The following is a 15,344-nucleotide window of genomic DNA, read 5'->3' as shown; positions in this document are numbered from 1 at the left end:
TCGCGGTCGGATTTCTCTACGCCCGGTGCCACCGCCCGGACATGCGCGCGGCAACCGCGCTCAACATGGACGTCTTCGTGCCCGCCTTGGTCTTCTCCGCACTCGCATCGAAGGACGCGGACCTCGGCGCTTACGGGCTGCTCGCGGTGGCTGGTGTGGTTCTCGTGCTGGGCTCGGGTCTGATCGCCTGGCCGATCGCGCGACTGAGCGGCATCTCGGTACGCACCTTTGTACCGCCCATGATGTTCGTCAACTCGGGCAACATGGGCATCCCGTTGCTTGTACTGGCCTTCGGCGAGCAGGCGATGGCGGCAGCGGTCGTGCTCTTCCTGATCGAGAATGTCCTGCACTTCTCGGTCGGGACCCGGATGCTCGATCGGCGTGCGGATATCCTCGGTGTTCTGCGCACCCCGGTCATGCTCGCCTGCATCGCCGGACTCGCCGTCAACCTCTCCGGCGTCGCCCTGTCCGAGCTGATCACCCGGCCTGTGGACATGCTCGGACAGGTCTCGATCCCGCTCATGCTCTTCACCTTGGGCGTGCGTCTCCTCGACGTGAACCTGGCGGATTGGCGTGTCGGGCTGCTCGGCGCCTTCGTCCGACCGATCAGCGGTGCCCTGCTGGCGTGGGCGATCGCCCTTGTTCTTGCGCTGCCTCCCGAGCAGGCCAATCTCCTGATCGTCTTCGCCGCACTGCCGCCCGCAGTGCTCAATGCCATCTTCGCCGAACGCTACGACCAGGAGCCCGAGCGCGTGGCCTCCATCGTTCTCCTCGGCAACGCCGCCGCCCTGATCACGCTCCCGGCCGTGCTGCTGTTGGTGCTCTGAGCGCCGTCATGCCGATCCTTGCGTTGCGATTCGGCCGCCATCGCTGTTGACACAGCAGAAGTGCTCGTCCATGAGGTCGCGCTCCCCGTCCCAGCGGTAGGCGCAAAGCTTGCCGCCGGCGGCAACGCTGTAATCCAGACAGGCGACGCGCAAGGACAGCGGGCGCGGAGTGCCGCTCATCCAGTAATGGCCGACGAACACCGGCTTGGCCCCGTCGTAGCCCGGCAGGATATGTTCGGGCGCCGGCTCGTGCGGGATCCGGGGGATGACCTCGGTCGGTGCGATCGCGAGATCGCGATAGGTAATCGGGTGGTTCTTCCACCAGCGGGTGCGGACATGCCGGCGGATCTTGCCGTCCTTGTCTTTGAATTCGACCCCATCGGGAAGCGGAATCTCCAATCCTTTCAGTACTGTCTCCAGAGCCTCGAAGGCGGGGTCACCTTTTCGGGTAAGCGCCGCCCATGCGGCCTGGTCGCGGATCCGGTCTCCGTCGTCCAAGTGCTCGGTCAGGATCTTCAAGGAGGGTGCATGCCAGCAGGCATGCACGACACGCAGACCCGGCAGATCGAGCCAGAGCGGGAGACCGCGAAACCAGTCGATCAGCTCCTCGTGGAGCGGACTGCCCTCGCCGACCTGCGCGAGGAACTCCGTGTGCTGATTCCGATGGTCCTCGGTGTGCGGTCTCGAATAGTCGCCCGAACCCGTCGCCGCCGGCGTGGCCCAAGCCACGGCGTTGAACTCGTGATTACCCATGACCGTCAGCGCCTGCTCGGTGTCGACCATCGTGCGAACGATCTCCATCACCTCGACCTGCTCCGGTCCGCGATCGATGAAGTCGCCGAGGAAGATCACTTGGCGCGTCGGATGTCGCCAAGCGCCGTCTCGCACGCTGTAGCCCATCTTGGCGAGCAGCGCCTTGAGCGCTGCAGCGCAGCCGTGGATGTCGCCGATCAGATCGTACATATCCGCTCCTCTGTTGACCCTATCGATCGACTCGCGCACGCGCGTTGCCGTCATGGTGCAAGCCCGAGTAGGCGATCCGCGAGCCCCGCAATCTCATCGCGCTGCGGCAGCATGTCGAGCCACTGCGTCGGAATCGCCGCCGTACCCAGCGCCGCTCCCAGCAGTGCGCCGGCAAGGCACGCGACCGAATCGGAATCACGTTTGGCGGCGTCGCTGCCGGCGATGGCGGCAAGACACAACCCGGGGACCGTTGCGATCGGAGGTGCATGAAAGGTCGCGCCGGCGTAGCCGAAACCGAGGATGCAGACGTTCCATGGCGCACACACCGTCGCTCGGCGAGTCTTCGAGGGTGGTTGTGTCGGTGCCCATAGGGACCACTTTATGGCCGGAGAGACCGGAAGTAACCGCGTTGGATGGCTCAGGGGGCGTTTTGGCGTGCACGGAGCATAACGCCGCCGACGTGACTTATCACATCAATGTCTTTCGGAGGACCGGATGGAGACCCTTCGCTACAACTATGCTCAGCGACTTCTGCATTGGATGATTGCCCTGCTGGTTTTGGGCTTGCTGGCCGTCGGCTCCTTGTTGGGAACCCTCGGATTCGACGGGCTCAAGGATCTCCTCGGGTTGGAGATGACCAATCAACTCTACGGATACCATAAGACATTCGGTATCCTGCTGCTGATCCTGATGATCTTACGCCTTGCCCTGAAGCGGCTTTTCCGTTCTCCGGCCTATCAACCCCCGTTGACCGGATTCGAGCGTGCGGCCAGTCTGACCGTGCATACGCTCATTTATGTCGCCCTCATCCTGATGCCGGTTTTGGGCTGGCTGGGGACGGCGACCGGCGGTTTTCCGGTACAGTTCTTCAACCTCACCCTACCCGGCCTGGTCCCCGAGGATAAGGAGCTGAGCAAGATCCTGTTCCAACTTCACGCGATGGTCGGTTGGGTGATTCTGTGCCTGATCCTGGTCCACGTCTCTGCCGCGGTCTATCACTGGCGGATCAAACATGACGGTGTAATGAAGCGTATGAGTCTATTCTAATGTTCAGGCCGGAGCGCGATCTCGCCGCATTCGCGGACCGGCCGACGATTGGGTCGGATCCGCTCGTCTGCTGCGGATCGCGTGTCTGCTCGGGGGCGCTGCAGGCAGGTGTCTCGGGTTCTTGTCGCTCAGGTTCTTTTCGCGCTATATTCGCAAGCTTCGCCTTTGAGCAGAGGCGGTTTCCCTTGCGGAGGAACCGCCTCTTTTTGTTTTTCGGAGACTGAGCGGGGTCTGCCCCAATGACCGAACCCTTGATGGCCACCTATAAACGCTTGCCCGTCGCCTTCGCGCGCGGCGAGGGCGTTTGGCTTTGGGATACGGAAGGCCGGCGTTATCTCGATGCGCTTTCGGGCATCGCCGTGTGCGGGCTCGGGCATGCGCACCCGGCGGTTCGCGATGCGATCTGCGAGCAGGCCGGGCTGTTGATTCACACCTCGAACCTGTACCGGATCACCGAGCAGGAGCGCCTCGGCGCGATGCTGACCGAGATGTCCGGCATGGATCGGGTCTTCTTCGGCAATTCCGGTGCGGAGGCCAACGAGGCCGCGATCAAGATCGCGCGTCTCCATGCCCACCGGCGCGGGGTCGAGAATCCCGCGATCCTGGTCGCCGAGAACAGTTTCCACGGGCGCACCCTCGCCACCCTGTCGGCGACCGGCAATCGCAAGGTCCAAGCCGGCTTCGAGCCGCTCGTGCAGGGCTTCGTGCGGGTCCCGTACGATGACGTCGAGTCGATCGAGACCGCGGCGACCAATCGTCCGAACATCGTGGCCATTCTGGTCGAGCCCATCCAGGGCGAGGGCGGTATCCGGATCCCGGCGCCGGACTATGGACAGCGTCTGCGCGAGTTGTGCGATCGGCACGGCTGGCTCTTGATTTGCGACGAGATTCAGACCGGGATGGGGCGCACCGGGCGGTGGTTCGGGCATGAGCACGGCGGGACCCTCCCTGACGTCGTCACCTTGGCCAAGGGCCTCGCCAACGGCGTGCCGATCGGTGCTTGTCTTGCCCGCGGGGCGGCGGCCGAGGTCTTCGGGCCGGGCTCGCACGGCTCGACCTTCGGGGGTAACCCACTGGTTTGCAGGGCAGGGCGTGCCGTACTCGAGACGATCGTTGCCGAAGACCTGATCGCCAATGCGGCCGAGCAAGGCGCCTATCTGCTCGCCGGTTTCCGCACCGCCTTGAGCGAGGTGCCCGGCGTGGTCGAGGTGCGGGGGCGGGGTTTGATGCTGGGGATCGAGCTGGAACGTCCCTGCGCCGATCTGGTCGGGCAGGCGCTCGAGGCCGGTCTGTTGATCAACGTGACGGCGGAGCGTGTCATCCGACTCCTGCCGCCCCTGATCCTGGCCCGTGCCGAGGCCGACCGACTTCTCGAAGGGCTGACGACCCTGGTCAAGCGCTGGCTGAGCGATGCCTGAGCAACGCCCCGCGGGAGAGACGATGTCCATGGATGCCGATCAGACACACGAGACACACTGTCGACACTTTTTGTCCCTGCTCGATCTGAGTGCCGAAGAGGCCCGAGGATTGATCGCGCGTGCGACCGAGCTCAAGCGGATGTTGAAATCCGGCGAGGACTATCGGCCATTCCCGAACCGTACCCTGGCGATGATCTTCGAGAAATCATCGACCCGCACCCGGGTGTCCTTCGAGGTCGGCATGGTTCAGCTCGGCGGTCACGCCTTGTTCCTGTCCCCGCGCGACACCCAACTGGGTCGCGGCGAGCCGATCGAGGACAGCGCGCGGGTGCTCTCGCGTATGGTCGACGCGGTCATGATCCGGACCTTCGATCACGACATCGTCGAGCGTTTCGCGGCAAATTCGCGCGTGCCCGTCATCAACGGCCTGACCGACCGTCTGCATCCCTGTCAGCTGCTGGCCGACATGCAGACCTATCACGAGCATCGCGGCGATATCCGCGGTCGACGCGTGACCTGGATCGGCGACGGCAACAACATGTGCCACTCCTTCATGGAGGCTGCACAGGTGTTCGATTTCGAGCTGAGGATTGCCTGTCCGGAAGGGTTCGAGCCGGATGCCGATCTGCTCGCCGCGGTCCATGATCGTTGCAGCATCCTGCGTGAACCGGAGGCGGCCGCCGAGGGGGCGGATCTGGTCGTGACCGATGTTTGGGCCAGCATGGGCCAGGAGGAGGAGCAGGCGAAACGCGAGGCCCTCTTCGCGCCCTTCCAGGTGGACGATGCCGTCATGTCGCGGACCGCGCCGGACGCACTCTTCATGCATTGCCTGCCGGCACATCGGGGCGAAGAGGTGGCCGCCTCCGTCATCGACGGTGCCAGATCCGTGGTCTGGGATGAGGCCGAGAACCGTCTCCACGCCCAAAAGGCGCTGCTGGAATTTCTCCTGCTGCCTCGACGGTGACAGGCGCCGGGCCCTGGTATAACTTGCCGTTTTCGTTGGCCCGACGTGACCGCTCGGCACGGTCGCGAGACTGCTCACGTCCGACCGACGCCGCGCCGAGGATGCCCCGTGAGACGTTCCGCGCTCCTCTTCGTCCTGCTCCTGATCACACACTCAGCGCAGATCCCGCCGGTATGTGCCGCGACGCGTTATGTGACGGACTCGCTCGAGGTCACCTTGCGCACGGGCGAGAGCAATCGCTATCGCATCATCCGCATGCTGCCGAGCGGTACGCCGGTGGAGGTTGTCGGCGTGAACAGGGCGACCGAATACGCGCGCGTGCGTACCGAGGACGGGACCGTCGGTTATGTACTCGAGCGTGAGCTGCAGGACGAGCCTGCCGCGCGCAATCGCGTCATCGAGCTCGAGAAACGCTTGGTCGAGCTGCAAGGCGAGCCGGACACGCTGGCCGCGAGGCTCGGGTCCCTGCAGACGGCGTACGACCGGCTCGATGCCGATTTCCAGCGCATACAGCGCGAGAAGCTGCGGCTCGAGCAGGAGCTGGCCACCATTCGCCATGCCTCGACCAATATCCTCGACATCACCAGCGACCGAGAGCGTCTGCGCATCCAGGTGAGCGAGCTTACGCGCGAGCGCGCCGATCTCGAGCAGGCCAACCGCGACCTCGGCAACCGTACCAACCAGCGCTGGTTCATGATCGGTGCCGGGGTCATCCTTATCGGGGTGCTGATCGGCTTGTTTTTGCCGCAGCTGAGCTTTCGCCGTCGGCGCGGTTCTTGGGGGTCGCTCTGAAGCCCCGGGCGCTCGGGGTCCGGTCAGCGCTCGAGCCGGCCTGTGCTAGACTCCCGGCCATGATGAGCCCGGTGCTTCGATCCGCCTGATGCGGTGTTTGCGCTCCGATCAGCCGTGTTGCGTCCGGAGCTGCGAACGGCGGTCTCGAGCAGGCCTCATCGAACCGACGATGCCGCCCGGGATCGACGACCAGGCTCGATCCCGGGCGTGCGATGCGCTTCCAATTCCGAAGGGGTTTTCATGTTAAGAGAGTGGTCCGATATCTACAGCATCGGGATCGAGGAGATCGACCGACAGCATCAAGGCTTCTTCGCCGCATCGCATCAGCTCTACGAGGCGATCCTGGATCGCGAGGCCAAGAGCGGCGTGATCGATGCCGTCGCCTTCATGCGAAGCTACGCGGAGACCCACTTCTCCACCGAAGAAGACTTCATGCGCAGGCACGGCTATCCGGATCTCGACGCGCACCTGAGACAGCATGTCGCCTTCATGCGGCGCTGGGAAGAACTGGAGAACGATCTGCGCACCTTCGGTCCCGGTCAGGATCTCGCGGATCGGGCCTTGGAGATGACCCAGGATTGGTTGATCGATCATATCGCCGACGAGGACGTCCTCTATGCCCTGCACGTGAAGGCGGGCGAGCTCGGCGACCATCCGGCCCGGCATCGGGAGCAACCGACGATCGGGGATCGGTAACCCCGGGTCCGGCAGCAGGGGGAGCGTTTCGGTTACGCACTGCCGAAACAGGCCCGCCCCGGCCGCCCTGTTCGGATCGGGCCGCCCCCCATGAGCCACCCCGGCGACCCGGAAACACGGCGTCGCCGGGGCTGCCCGAGCGATCGCTCAGGATGGCTTATCGACACCGTCCTCGGCAGCCGCTTCGGGAGTCGGCGTCTGCGGTGTTGCCGCTTTCGCTTTCCCCGTGCTGCGGCAGTGGCTTGCGACCTCGACTCCATCCTTTCGTGTATAACCGGCTTGCCAGCGGCATGCCTCCGTAGTCCCGCATACCGCTTCTTCGAGGCCCTTGCACACCGACGCGGCGAAGACCGGGCCGCTGAGCGCAAAGGTCATCATGGCTGTGGACAGAGCAAAGGCAGAAAGAGAGCGGATCCTCGTGGGTCGCATGTAGGCTGATCCTCGGTTGCGGTTGGATGGATGCACGTTACGGATGTAAACGAAACGTGCCTGCAAACGATAGAACGAGCGCGTACACAAATCAAGGATGCTTGTCGGCGTCGACGCACTCGGCGTGTGCGCCTGCTCATGCGCATTTGCATGCGCTGTCGAAGCCGTTCTCGCCGGGGCGCGTCCTTCAGGTCGCCCAGCGATCCAGAAGAGCGAGGATCCGCCCTATGGCGTCGGGTATCGCCGCCTCGACCGTGGGCGTCAGCCGGTCGCCCCAGCCGACGAATTCGGGCTCGATGCCGACCAGGGCGCGCCGGAGCGGCAGCGTGTCGGTGAGTCGTGCGATATCCATCAGGTCGGAGAGGCTCACCTCGTGGACGGTCTTGGCATTGACGCTGAGCTGGCGATCCATCGCCTCGCCCTCGAAGACCCGGACGCTGCCGGGTGGTGCGCCCATCGCGGCGGCATCGACGACGATCAATTGCGGACAGTCCCCGATCGGTAGGGCGAGCGTGAAGCTCAGGGTTCCGCCGTCGATGAACACGAGGGGTGCGTCCGGATCGCTCTCCTGCTCGAGTCGACGAACAACCTCCGCGCCGACCGCCTCGTCGGTCATGAGGACATTGCCGAGGCCGAGGATGAGTGTGGTTGGTTGCACGGCGGTAGACCTTCTCGGGCTGATGAGGGGTGATCGTAAGATCGTTTGATCTGAGTCCTTGCGGGTGCGCGCGGTGCGGCTTAGCCTGCCGAGCAATGATCGACTTCCCTTGGGGGCTTGTCCATGTGTCTCGGTATCCCGATGCAGATTCAGTCCGTCGACGGCTTCGTGGCCCGGTGCACGGCGAAGGGCGCGGAGCGTGAGGTCAATCTCTTCATGCTGCAGGACGAGGCGATCGGTGTCGGCGACTATGTGGTCGTTCACCTGGGCCATGCGATCAGTCGAATGAGCGAGGAGGAGGCGGCCGCGGCTTGGGCGATCTATGACGCGATCCTCGCGGCGCAGGACGGCGGTCGGGTCGAGGTTTGACCGGCGGGCGGGCTTGCCCGAGCGGACGCCCCGACCGCCGTGCAGGCTCAGCCCAAGAATGCCTCGGCCAGCGCGTATTGATGCTCGGCCTCGGAGGTCTCGGGTGCGTCGTCCTCCTCGATCAGGGTGCAATTGACGGCCATACGGGCCTGCATGGCGGCCTTCCAGGCGCGGTTCTGCTTCTCGGTCAGGAGTGCGTCGGGTGTCAGGGCTGCCGCAGCGGAGGCGGCGACGAAATGGTCGGCTTGGGCCAGCCAATCGGTGTCTTTGCCGCAGTCGGTGTAGGTCTTGGTCGCGTACGCCTTGGCCGCCTTGAAGGCGTCTTCCAGCTCGCCCGGGGCGGCTTGGTCGCGCATCCCGACCTCGATGGCGCGGATGACCCGCTCGTCCTTGCTCAACGGCATGACGTGGTGGGCGAAGCGGGAGCCTAAAATGCGTTGCTCTCGGGGGGCGAGTCCGTTGAGGGCATCGCGCAGTGCGCGGTCGTTGTTGATCTTGGGCATCGGGAAGCTCCTCGGCCTGTTGAGTGGGCCGGCCGGGTGGCCTGCCGGCTCGGCGAAGATCGGTCGGTGTGCCGACCGACATCGTTCTCGGATCGTCCGGCGCATCCGGCTTGGGTGTCGCGTCGAGGTGCTGCCGGGATCAGCAGTCTCCCATATCACCAAATTCCAATATAGACTGCATTGATTTGCATCACTCCGTCCGAGCCTATGAACCGTACCGTCTTCTTCGTCTCAGAGAGCACCGGCATCACCGCCGAGACGCTCGGCCACAGCCTGCTGTCGCAGTTCGATACCGTCGACTTCGAGCAGGTCTACATGCCCTACATCAACACCGATCTGCGCGCCAAGGCGTTGACGCAGCGGATGCAGGAGGCCGCCGATCGCGACGGGGCCCGCCCGATCGTCTTCGCCACCATGCTCAACAACGAGATCCGCGCGATCCTCGAGAGCGGCAACTGCTATTACGTCGAGCTCTTCGAGGGCTTCGTCGAGCCGCTCTCCGTGGAGCTGGGCGTTCCGCCGAGCCGAAAATCCGGGCGCAGCCACGCCATCACCAAACCGAGCTATTACACCAAGCGGATCGAGGCGATCAATTTCGCCATGGCCAATGACGACGGGATACGGCCGGACAATTTTCATCGCTCCGATGTCGTCCTGATCGGTGTCTCGCGCTCGGGCAAGACGCCGACCTGTCTGTATCTTGCCATGCACTACGGTCTACGCTCGGCCAACTATCCGCTCACCGAAGAGGATTTCGAGCGCGGGGATGTGCCTCAGCTGGTATGGGACTGTCGCCATAAACTCTTCGCGCTCACCATCGATCCGCAGCGCCTGCAGCTGATCCGCGAAGAGCGTCGCCCGGGCAGTGGTTACGCGTCTTTGGAGCGTTGTCAGGCTGACATCCGGATGGCGACCCAGATCTATAAGCGACTCCAGATCCCGGTGCTCAACACCACCAGCCAGTCGATCGAGGAGATTTCCTCGCACATCATCAAGGCGCTGCGCGGGAGCGGAGAACGCTGAAGGTGCCCGAGCTGCCGCTCGGCCCGACTGCGCCCGCAGCGGTCAGCGTGTGGTGGTTGCGGCGACCGTCCCTCCCACCCATAATACGGGGGTTTTTGCCGCTCGCTGGCGGCTGATCTGCGGATAGGACGACAGAGTGATGAAGATCGGAATTCCCTTGGAGACCGCCCCCGGCGAGACCCGTGTGGCCTCCATCCCGGAAGTGGTCAAGAAATTGATCGGTAAGGGTTTCGAGGTGGAGGTCGAGGCGGGAGCCGGGGTGCGTGCCGGCTACCCGGACGCTGACTACACGGCGGCGGGTGCGCAGCTGACCGACCGCGCGGGCGCCTTCGATGTCGATCTCCTGCTCAAGGTCCGTCGGCCCGATGTCGCGGACGTCGAGGCGCTGCGTCCGGGCGGGCTCTATATTGGTCTGTTGGAGAGCTGCGGGGAAGACGAGATCCTCTCGGCCATGCTCGCCAAAGGGGTCCGCGTTCTCGGGATGGAGCGGATGCCGCGCACCTCGCGCGCCCAGTCCATGGATGCACTGTCGTCGCAGAGCAACATCGCCGGTTATCGCGCAACCCTCGAGGCGGCGGCGCGCTACGGTCGTTTCCTGCCCATGATGATGACCTCCGCGGGTTCCGCGAAGCCGGCTCGGCTGGTCGTCTTGGGTGTGGGTGTCGCGGGGCTTCAGGCGATCGCAACCGCGCGCCGACTCGGCGCCGATGTCTACGCCTACGACGTGCGCCCCGAGACCCAAGAGCAGATCCGCTCCCTGGGTGCCAAACCGATCGAGCTGGACCTGGGTGAAAGCGGCTCGGGCGAAGGCGGTTATGCCAAGGAGCTCTCCGAAGAGGCGAAGGCCAAGCAGCAGGCGGCCCTGAGCGACCAGCTCGCCAAGGCCCATGTCATCATCACGACCGCCCTGATTCCCTGTCGCCCGGCACCGGTCCTGGTGACGGAAGATGTCGTGAAGCGCATGCGCCCGGGCTCCGTCATCGTCGATCTGGCTGCGGCCAACGGCGGCAACTGCCCCCTGACGGTTGCGGGCGAGATCGTCGAGCGCCACGGCGTGACCATCGTGGGTCTGACCAACTTCCCCGCCTTGGTCCCGGCGGACGCGAGCGCCTTCTACGCACGCAACCTCGCCAATCTGATCGAGATCATGTTCACCCCGAGCGAGTCCGGCCCCGTTCTCAATGACCTCGCCGAGGACGACATCACGGCCGCCATGCTGGTGAAGTCCTCGACCTGAGATCGATCCGAGACATCGGGCCGCAAAGACAGCTTTGCGGCCCGAACGCTTTTTCTGCGATGACTGACCACGGATCATCGGCGATGCGCCCATGATCACCGTCCAACCGGAGTTACCCCTATGCCCGAGGCACTCGATCCCTCGCTCGTTGCCCTCTATGTCTTTGTTCTGGCCTGCTTCATCGGCTATTGGGTGGTCTGGGGCGTCACGCCCTCGCTCCACACCCCGCTGGTGGCGCTCACCAACGCCATCTCGGGTATCGTTCTGGTCGGCGCTCTGCTCGTCGCCGGCGATCCCGATGCTGGGCTCTTTACCCAGATCATCGGCTTCTTTGCCGTGCTCCTGGCGTCCATCAATGTCTTCGGCGGCTTTCTGGTGACACACCGGATGCTCTCGATGTTCAAGAAGAGAAAGTAAGGATTGGCCGTCATGACGCTTTCAGTGAATCTCCAGGCGGTGGCCTATCTGGTCTCGGCCGTGCTCTTTATCCTGGCCCTCAAGGGCCTGACCCATCCGGCATCGGCTCGGCGGGGCAACCTCTACGGCATGCTCGGCATGCTGATCGCCGTCGTCGCGACCCTGATGGGCGATCAGGTCCAGTCCTACGGATTCATCATCGTCGGGATGACGTTGGGCGCCATCATCGGCGTCATCGTGGCGCTGCGTATCCAGATGACCGCTATGCCGCAGTTGGTCGCGGCCCTGCACAGCTTCGTCGGTATGGCTGCGGTCATGGTCGCCATCGGGACCTTCCTCACCAAGCGCGGCGCAGGCGAGTTGAACGCGCTCTTGATGGGCGAGATCTCCGCGGGTGTGGTCATCGGTGCCATCACCTTCACCGGCTCGGTCATCGCCTTCGGCAAGCTGCAAGGTCTGCTCAGCGGCAACCCGGTCAAGTTCAAGGGTCAACATTTGCTCAATGCGCTGCTGGGGATCGCGACCCTCGTCTTGGCGGTGCACTTCGCCATGACCGGCAGCTTGATCTCGCTGACCCTCATGACCCTGCTCGCCTTCACCCTCGGTGTGACCCTGATCATCCCGATCGGCGGGGCGGACATGCCGGTCATCATCTCGATGCTGAACAGCTATTCGGGTTGGGCCGCGGCGGCGACGGGGTTTACGCTGCACAACAACCTTCTGATCATTGTCGGCGCACTGGTCGGCTGCTCGGGCGCGATCCTCTCCTACATCATGTGCAAGGCGATGAACCGCTCGATCCTGAACGTCGTCTTCGGGGGCTTCGGCTCCGACAGCAGCGGCGCGGACAGCGCGGGCGCGGTCGCCGCCGAGAAGGGCGTGAAGTCGGCCGCGGTCGAAGATGCCGTCTACTGGATGGAGGACGCCAACCGCGTCATCATCATCCCCGGCTACGGCATGGCCGTTGCTCAGGCGCAGCATGCGCTAAAGGAGCTGATGGAGCTGCTGGAAGCACGCGGGGTGGAGGTCAAGTTCGGGATCCATCCGGTCGCCGGCCGCATGCCCGGGCACATGAACGTGCTGCTCGCCGAGGCCGACATCCCCTACGATCGCGTGCTCGAGATGGACGAGATCAACCCCGACTTCCCGAGCACCGACGTGGTCTTGGTCGTCGGCGCGAACGACGTCGTCAATCCCGCGGCCAAGGAGGATAAGACCAGCCCCATCTACGGCATGCCCATCCTGGAGGCCGGGCGCGCGCGTCAGGTCTACTTCCTCAAGCGCTCCATGCGTCCGGGTTACTCGGGCGTCGACAATCTGCTCTTCTACCAGGAGAACACCTCGCTGGTCTTCGGCGACGCCAAGGACACCATCGAGGGCATGAACACCGCTCTGAAGGGTGGCGGGCACTGAGCCTGAGCCGGCGCCCCGTACGGGATGCGGGGCCGGCTTTCCGGGTGTCTCGTCCCCGGCTAGACTCGAACGAGGCTCGACCGCGGCGCGTGTCGGCAAGTGTGGTCGAGCATGAGGGTGATTCGGTGGAAGCCAGACGACTCCGAACGATCGACGATCTCCTGGCGTGGCCGGGAGACGAGCGCGTCGAGCTGATCGATGGCGACATCGTTCAGCGCCCGATGGCGCGCTTCGAGCATGGTCTTGCGCAATCGGCGCTGTCCGACGAGATCCAGGTCTTCAAGCGTCGCGGCGGTCCGGAAGGCTGGTGGATCGTCACCGAGATCAGTGTTCAATACAGCGAGCACCAGTGCCCGAGCCACGATCTCGCGGGATGGCGCAAGGCGCGGTTCCCGCAGCGCCCGAGCGGCGTCATGACGCTGGTCCCCGACTGGGTCTGCGAGATCCTCTCCCCAGGTCACGAGCGTAAGGACCTGGTTCATCATCTGATGCTGCTCCAGCGTGCCGGCGTTCCGCACTACTGGATCATCTCCCCGGAAGATCGGACCCTGATCGCCTATGCGCTCGACGCGGGCGGCTATCGCATCATCTTCTCCGCCGACTACCCGCCCGGTACGGTACCCGGACGCGTCCGGGTACCGCCGTTCGATACCGTCGAGATCGATCTCGGCTATGTGTTCGGCAGCGCCGGCTGAGCCGACATGCATGGACGCCGGGCCGCTTGGATCCTCTTTACACGCAAGCACGGATTTCCCCGGGATAGTCGACTTGCAGTCGACCCGCTGGCCTTTAGGCCGGTGGAAGAGGTCGACTGCAAGTCGACTATCCCGGGGACTCGCCGCTCGGCGACGATTGCCTGTATTGCCCGGCCTCACCAGGTGAGGTTCAACTCCGCACGGACGAAGTAGGACTCCTCGCGCCGGTTCTCGGCGTAATAGTCTCCGGGCCAGAGGTATTCGGCGACCAGGTGTCCGGCGACGTGCTTGCTGAGCTTGGTCTTGAACCAGGCGGTGGCGAGATGTCCGCGGAAGCGGCTTTCTCCGCTGAGGTTGACGAATTGCGCCTGGCTGCGTGTGCTCATCTCGTCGGCCCAGAGTGCGTGATAGTCGACCGTGATCAGTGTGGTCGGGTGGGCTTGGATGCCCCAGCCGAGATTCAGACGACTCAGGTTCGTCGCCTCCCCGACGCGGCTCTCCAACGGCCACTGGTAGATCATCAGCTCGCTCCACTGCGGCCAGCGTCCCCAGAGTGGGTCGAAGGCTTGAGTGTCGTTGCTGTCGGGGTCGTTGCCGGAGAGAAACTCGTAGCCGAGATGAAACCGGTTGGCGAGTGGATCATTCAGACTGTAGGTGGCGCGTGCGTTGAATCCGAATGCGTCCAGGTCCGCATCATTGCGGGTGCCCCATTGGTAGGCACCCTCGGCGCGCAGCGCCCAGTGCGGGGTCGGTTTGGACTCGGCGCGCATGCCGAGCGTGTAGGCGACGCCTGAATCGGGCGGGGACGGAAAGGGTGCACCGTTGTTGACTCGAATGTTGCCCGGCGTATTGTCCGGCGTGCTGCTCTTGTAGATCAGATAGGCGTCGAGGTCCGTCGCCTTGACCAGACTTTTGTTGCGGGCGTAGAGGATGGCTCCGGTCTCGTTCTGCTCGATCTGATCCTCGGTCACGCCGTTCAGTGGGCTCGGGAAGCGACCCGTGTCGGCGTCCTGATTGAGGTAGATGATGTCGAGTGTGGTCCCGATGGACTCCAGCCGATAGGTCGCGCGGGCTGCATCGAAATAGAGGGTGCGGGAGCCGTCGAGCGGTGTGCCTTCGAGTACCAGCCAGCCGTTGCCGAGGATGATCTCCTGGCGACCGACCTTGACCGAGAGCGGCGCGCCGCCGATGTCGTTGAAGGCGACATCGAGCAGATCGAAGAAGAGTCCGCCGCTGTACCAGGTCTCGAAACCCGGCACCGGCCATTGATTCTCCTTGGGCTTGTCGTAACGGCGGCCTTCCCACATGAGCCGCGCGGTCCCGACGATCTGGTCGGTCGGCGCGTAGATCCCCCAAAGACGCCCGCGGTAGCGTTGAAAGGTCCGGTCGGCGGTCGGGCTTTGGTCGTTCAGGCCGACATGGCCGATGAGAACCTGGCGCAGACGCAGATCCGCCCCCGGCTTGAAGCTCGAGGCTGCGTCCGCTGTCTGAGTGCCTGCCGCGACATCTGCCGAAAACAGCGCTGCGGCGAGTGCAGCCAGCCAAGTCGATGAGCCTTTAGAAGTCATCGTCCACCTTCTTCTCGTCAAGTGCCCAGAGGCGGTCCTCAGGTGTCACCTCGTCGCGCGCTGCGTTGCGACGCACGAGCCCGTAGATAATGCCGATCACGGCCATCGAGACGGCGCCGAGATAGGCCATGAGGACATACGGATCATCGATACCCAGCATCCCATGCGCTCCTGAATTGAATTGCGTCCGAGGCTACGGTTGATCTGGTGCAAAGGCGTTTCGTCGCCGATCCCAAAACAAACCTAGTCGACGCAATTCAAATAAAATTAAAAATACTTAAACCGCGTCCACGCCAAGATGCATTGATGGCGAGAACGCAGCAGC

General features: G+C 64.1%; 18 protein-coding genes. 12 read left to right on the top strand and 6 right to left on the bottom strand.

The window, feature by feature from the left end; all coding sequences use genetic code 11:
- The first annotated feature begins 41 nt into the window (after positions 1-41).
- The gene (locus B4N44_RS13020) at positions 42-827 is read left to right on the top strand and encodes an AEC family transporter (RefSeq protein WP_349681089.1); all 786 of its coding nucleotides are present in this window, start codon (positions 42-44) and stop codon (positions 825-827) included.
- A gap of 6 nt (positions 828-833) precedes the next feature.
- Here B4N44_RS13020 and B4N44_RS13015 read toward each other — a convergent pair whose 3' ends face one another.
- Together B4N44_RS13015 and B4N44_RS13010 are read right to left on the bottom strand one after the other, a co-directional pair.
- Entirely contained in the window at positions 834-1,790 is a 957-nt protein-coding gene (locus B4N44_RS13015; RefSeq protein WP_296701498.1) for a metallophosphoesterase, read from the bottom strand.
- Positions 1,791-1,840: 50 nt separating this feature from the next.
- Positions 1,841-2,116, bottom strand: coding sequence for a hypothetical protein (locus B4N44_RS13010; protein WP_296701495.1), 276 nt, complete (start codon positions 2,114-2,116; stop codon positions 1,841-1,843).
- Between the two features lie 169 nt (positions 2,117-2,285).
- Here B4N44_RS13010 and B4N44_RS13005 point away from each other — a divergent pair, with 169 nt between their 5' ends.
- From B4N44_RS13005 to B4N44_RS12985, 5 genes are all read left to right on the top strand, one after another.
- Positions 2,286-2,837, top strand: coding sequence for a cytochrome b (locus B4N44_RS13005; RefSeq protein WP_296701493.1), 552 nt, complete (start codon positions 2,286-2,288; stop codon positions 2,835-2,837).
- Positions 2,838-3,076: 239 nt separating this feature from the next.
- On the top strand, positions 3,077-4,255 hold the full coding sequence (locus tag B4N44_RS13000) for an aspartate aminotransferase family protein (RefSeq protein ID WP_296701491.1): 1,179 nt from the start codon (positions 3,077-3,079) through the stop codon (positions 4,253-4,255).
- A gap of 28 nt (positions 4,256-4,283) precedes the next feature.
- Positions 4,284-5,219 carry an ornithine carbamoyltransferase gene (gene argF, locus B4N44_RS12995; RefSeq protein WP_296701489.1) on the top strand — a complete coding sequence of 312 codons (936 nt, stop codon included), beginning with the start codon at positions 4,284-4,286 and terminating at the stop codon, positions 5,217-5,219.
- 108 nt (positions 5,220-5,327) lie between these two features.
- A complete protein-coding gene (locus B4N44_RS12990) occupies positions 5,328-6,011 on the top strand; it encodes a TIGR04211 family SH3 domain-containing protein (RefSeq protein ID WP_296701486.1) in 684 nt (227 codons plus the stop codon).
- Positions 6,012-6,251: 240 nt separating this feature from the next.
- On the top strand, positions 6,252-6,707 hold the full coding sequence (locus tag B4N44_RS12985; RefSeq protein WP_296701484.1) for a bacteriohemerythrin: 456 nt from the start codon (positions 6,252-6,254) through the stop codon (positions 6,705-6,707).
- Between the two features lie 616 nt (positions 6,708-7,323).
- Here B4N44_RS12985 and B4N44_RS12980 read toward each other — a convergent pair.
- Positions 7,324-7,794 (bottom strand): HyaD/HybD family hydrogenase maturation endopeptidase, encoded by a 471-nt coding sequence (locus B4N44_RS12980; protein WP_296701482.1) that lies wholly within the window; start codon positions 7,792-7,794, stop codon positions 7,324-7,326.
- 123 nt (positions 7,795-7,917) lie between these two features.
- On the opposite strand from B4N44_RS12980, the gene B4N44_RS12975 reads away from it, so the two are divergent.
- Positions 7,918-8,163: a HypC/HybG/HupF family hydrogenase formation chaperone gene (locus B4N44_RS12975; RefSeq protein ID WP_296701480.1), complete on the top strand. Its 246-nt coding sequence runs from the start codon at positions 7,918-7,920 to the stop codon at positions 8,161-8,163.
- A 47-nt stretch (positions 8,164-8,210) separates the two neighbouring features.
- Here the strand turns inward: B4N44_RS12975 and B4N44_RS12970 are convergent, their stop codons facing one another.
- Positions 8,211-8,666: a hypothetical protein gene (locus tag B4N44_RS12970; protein ID WP_296701478.1), complete on the bottom strand. Its 456-nt coding sequence runs from the start codon at positions 8,664-8,666 to the stop codon at positions 8,211-8,213.
- A gap of 207 nt (positions 8,667-8,873) precedes the next feature.
- Between B4N44_RS12970 and ppsR the strand changes: the two genes are divergently transcribed.
- From ppsR to B4N44_RS12945, 5 genes are all read left to right on the top strand, one after another.
- The gene (ppsR, locus tag B4N44_RS12965) at positions 8,874-9,689 is read left to right on the top strand and encodes a posphoenolpyruvate synthetase regulatory kinase/phosphorylase PpsR (protein ID WP_296701475.1); all 816 of its coding nucleotides are present in this window, start codon (positions 8,874-8,876) and stop codon (positions 9,687-9,689) included.
- Between the two features lie 139 nt (positions 9,690-9,828).
- Positions 9,829-10,926: a Re/Si-specific NAD(P)(+) transhydrogenase subunit alpha gene (locus B4N44_RS12960; protein WP_296701471.1), complete on the top strand. Its 1,098-nt coding sequence runs from the start codon at positions 9,829-9,831 to the stop codon at positions 10,924-10,926.
- A 120-nt stretch (positions 10,927-11,046) separates the two neighbouring features.
- Positions 11,047-11,343, top strand: a complete 297-nt coding sequence (locus tag B4N44_RS12955; RefSeq protein ID WP_296701468.1) for a proton-translocating transhydrogenase family protein — start codon at positions 11,047-11,049, stop codon at positions 11,341-11,343.
- A gap of 12 nt (positions 11,344-11,355) precedes the next feature.
- On the top strand, positions 11,356-12,756 hold the full coding sequence (locus B4N44_RS12950; RefSeq protein WP_296701466.1) for an NAD(P)(+) transhydrogenase (Re/Si-specific) subunit beta: 1,401 nt from the start codon (positions 11,356-11,358) through the stop codon (positions 12,754-12,756).
- An 89-nt stretch (positions 12,757-12,845) separates the two neighbouring features.
- Positions 12,846-13,451: a Uma2 family endonuclease gene (locus B4N44_RS12945; protein WP_414718148.1), complete on the top strand. Its 606-nt coding sequence runs from the start codon at positions 12,846-12,848 to the stop codon at positions 13,449-13,451.
- Between the two features lie 176 nt (positions 13,452-13,627).
- On the opposite strand, the gene B4N44_RS12940 is transcribed toward B4N44_RS12945, so the two are convergent.
- Together B4N44_RS12940 and B4N44_RS12935 are read right to left on the bottom strand one after the other, a co-directional pair.
- Positions 13,628-15,019 (bottom strand): alginate export family protein, encoded by a 1,392-nt coding sequence (locus tag B4N44_RS12940; protein ID WP_296701465.1) that lies wholly within the window; start codon positions 15,017-15,019, stop codon positions 13,628-13,630.
- Positions 15,009-15,179 (bottom strand): symporter small accessory protein, encoded by a 171-nt coding sequence (locus tag B4N44_RS12935; protein WP_175534606.1) that lies wholly within the window; start codon positions 15,177-15,179, stop codon positions 15,009-15,011. Before B4N44_RS12935 ends, B4N44_RS12940 begins: the two co-directional genes overlap by 11 nt.
- Positions 15,180-15,344: the final 165 nt, after the last annotated feature.

This window comes from Thiocapsa sp. UBA6158 (assembly GCF_002423035.1).
Classification (GTDB): Bacteria; Pseudomonadota; Gammaproteobacteria; order Chromatiales; family Chromatiaceae; genus Thiocapsa.
The sequence above is the reverse complement of the archived record's forward strand: the minus strand, read 5'-3'. Positions and strand labels throughout refer to the sequence as shown.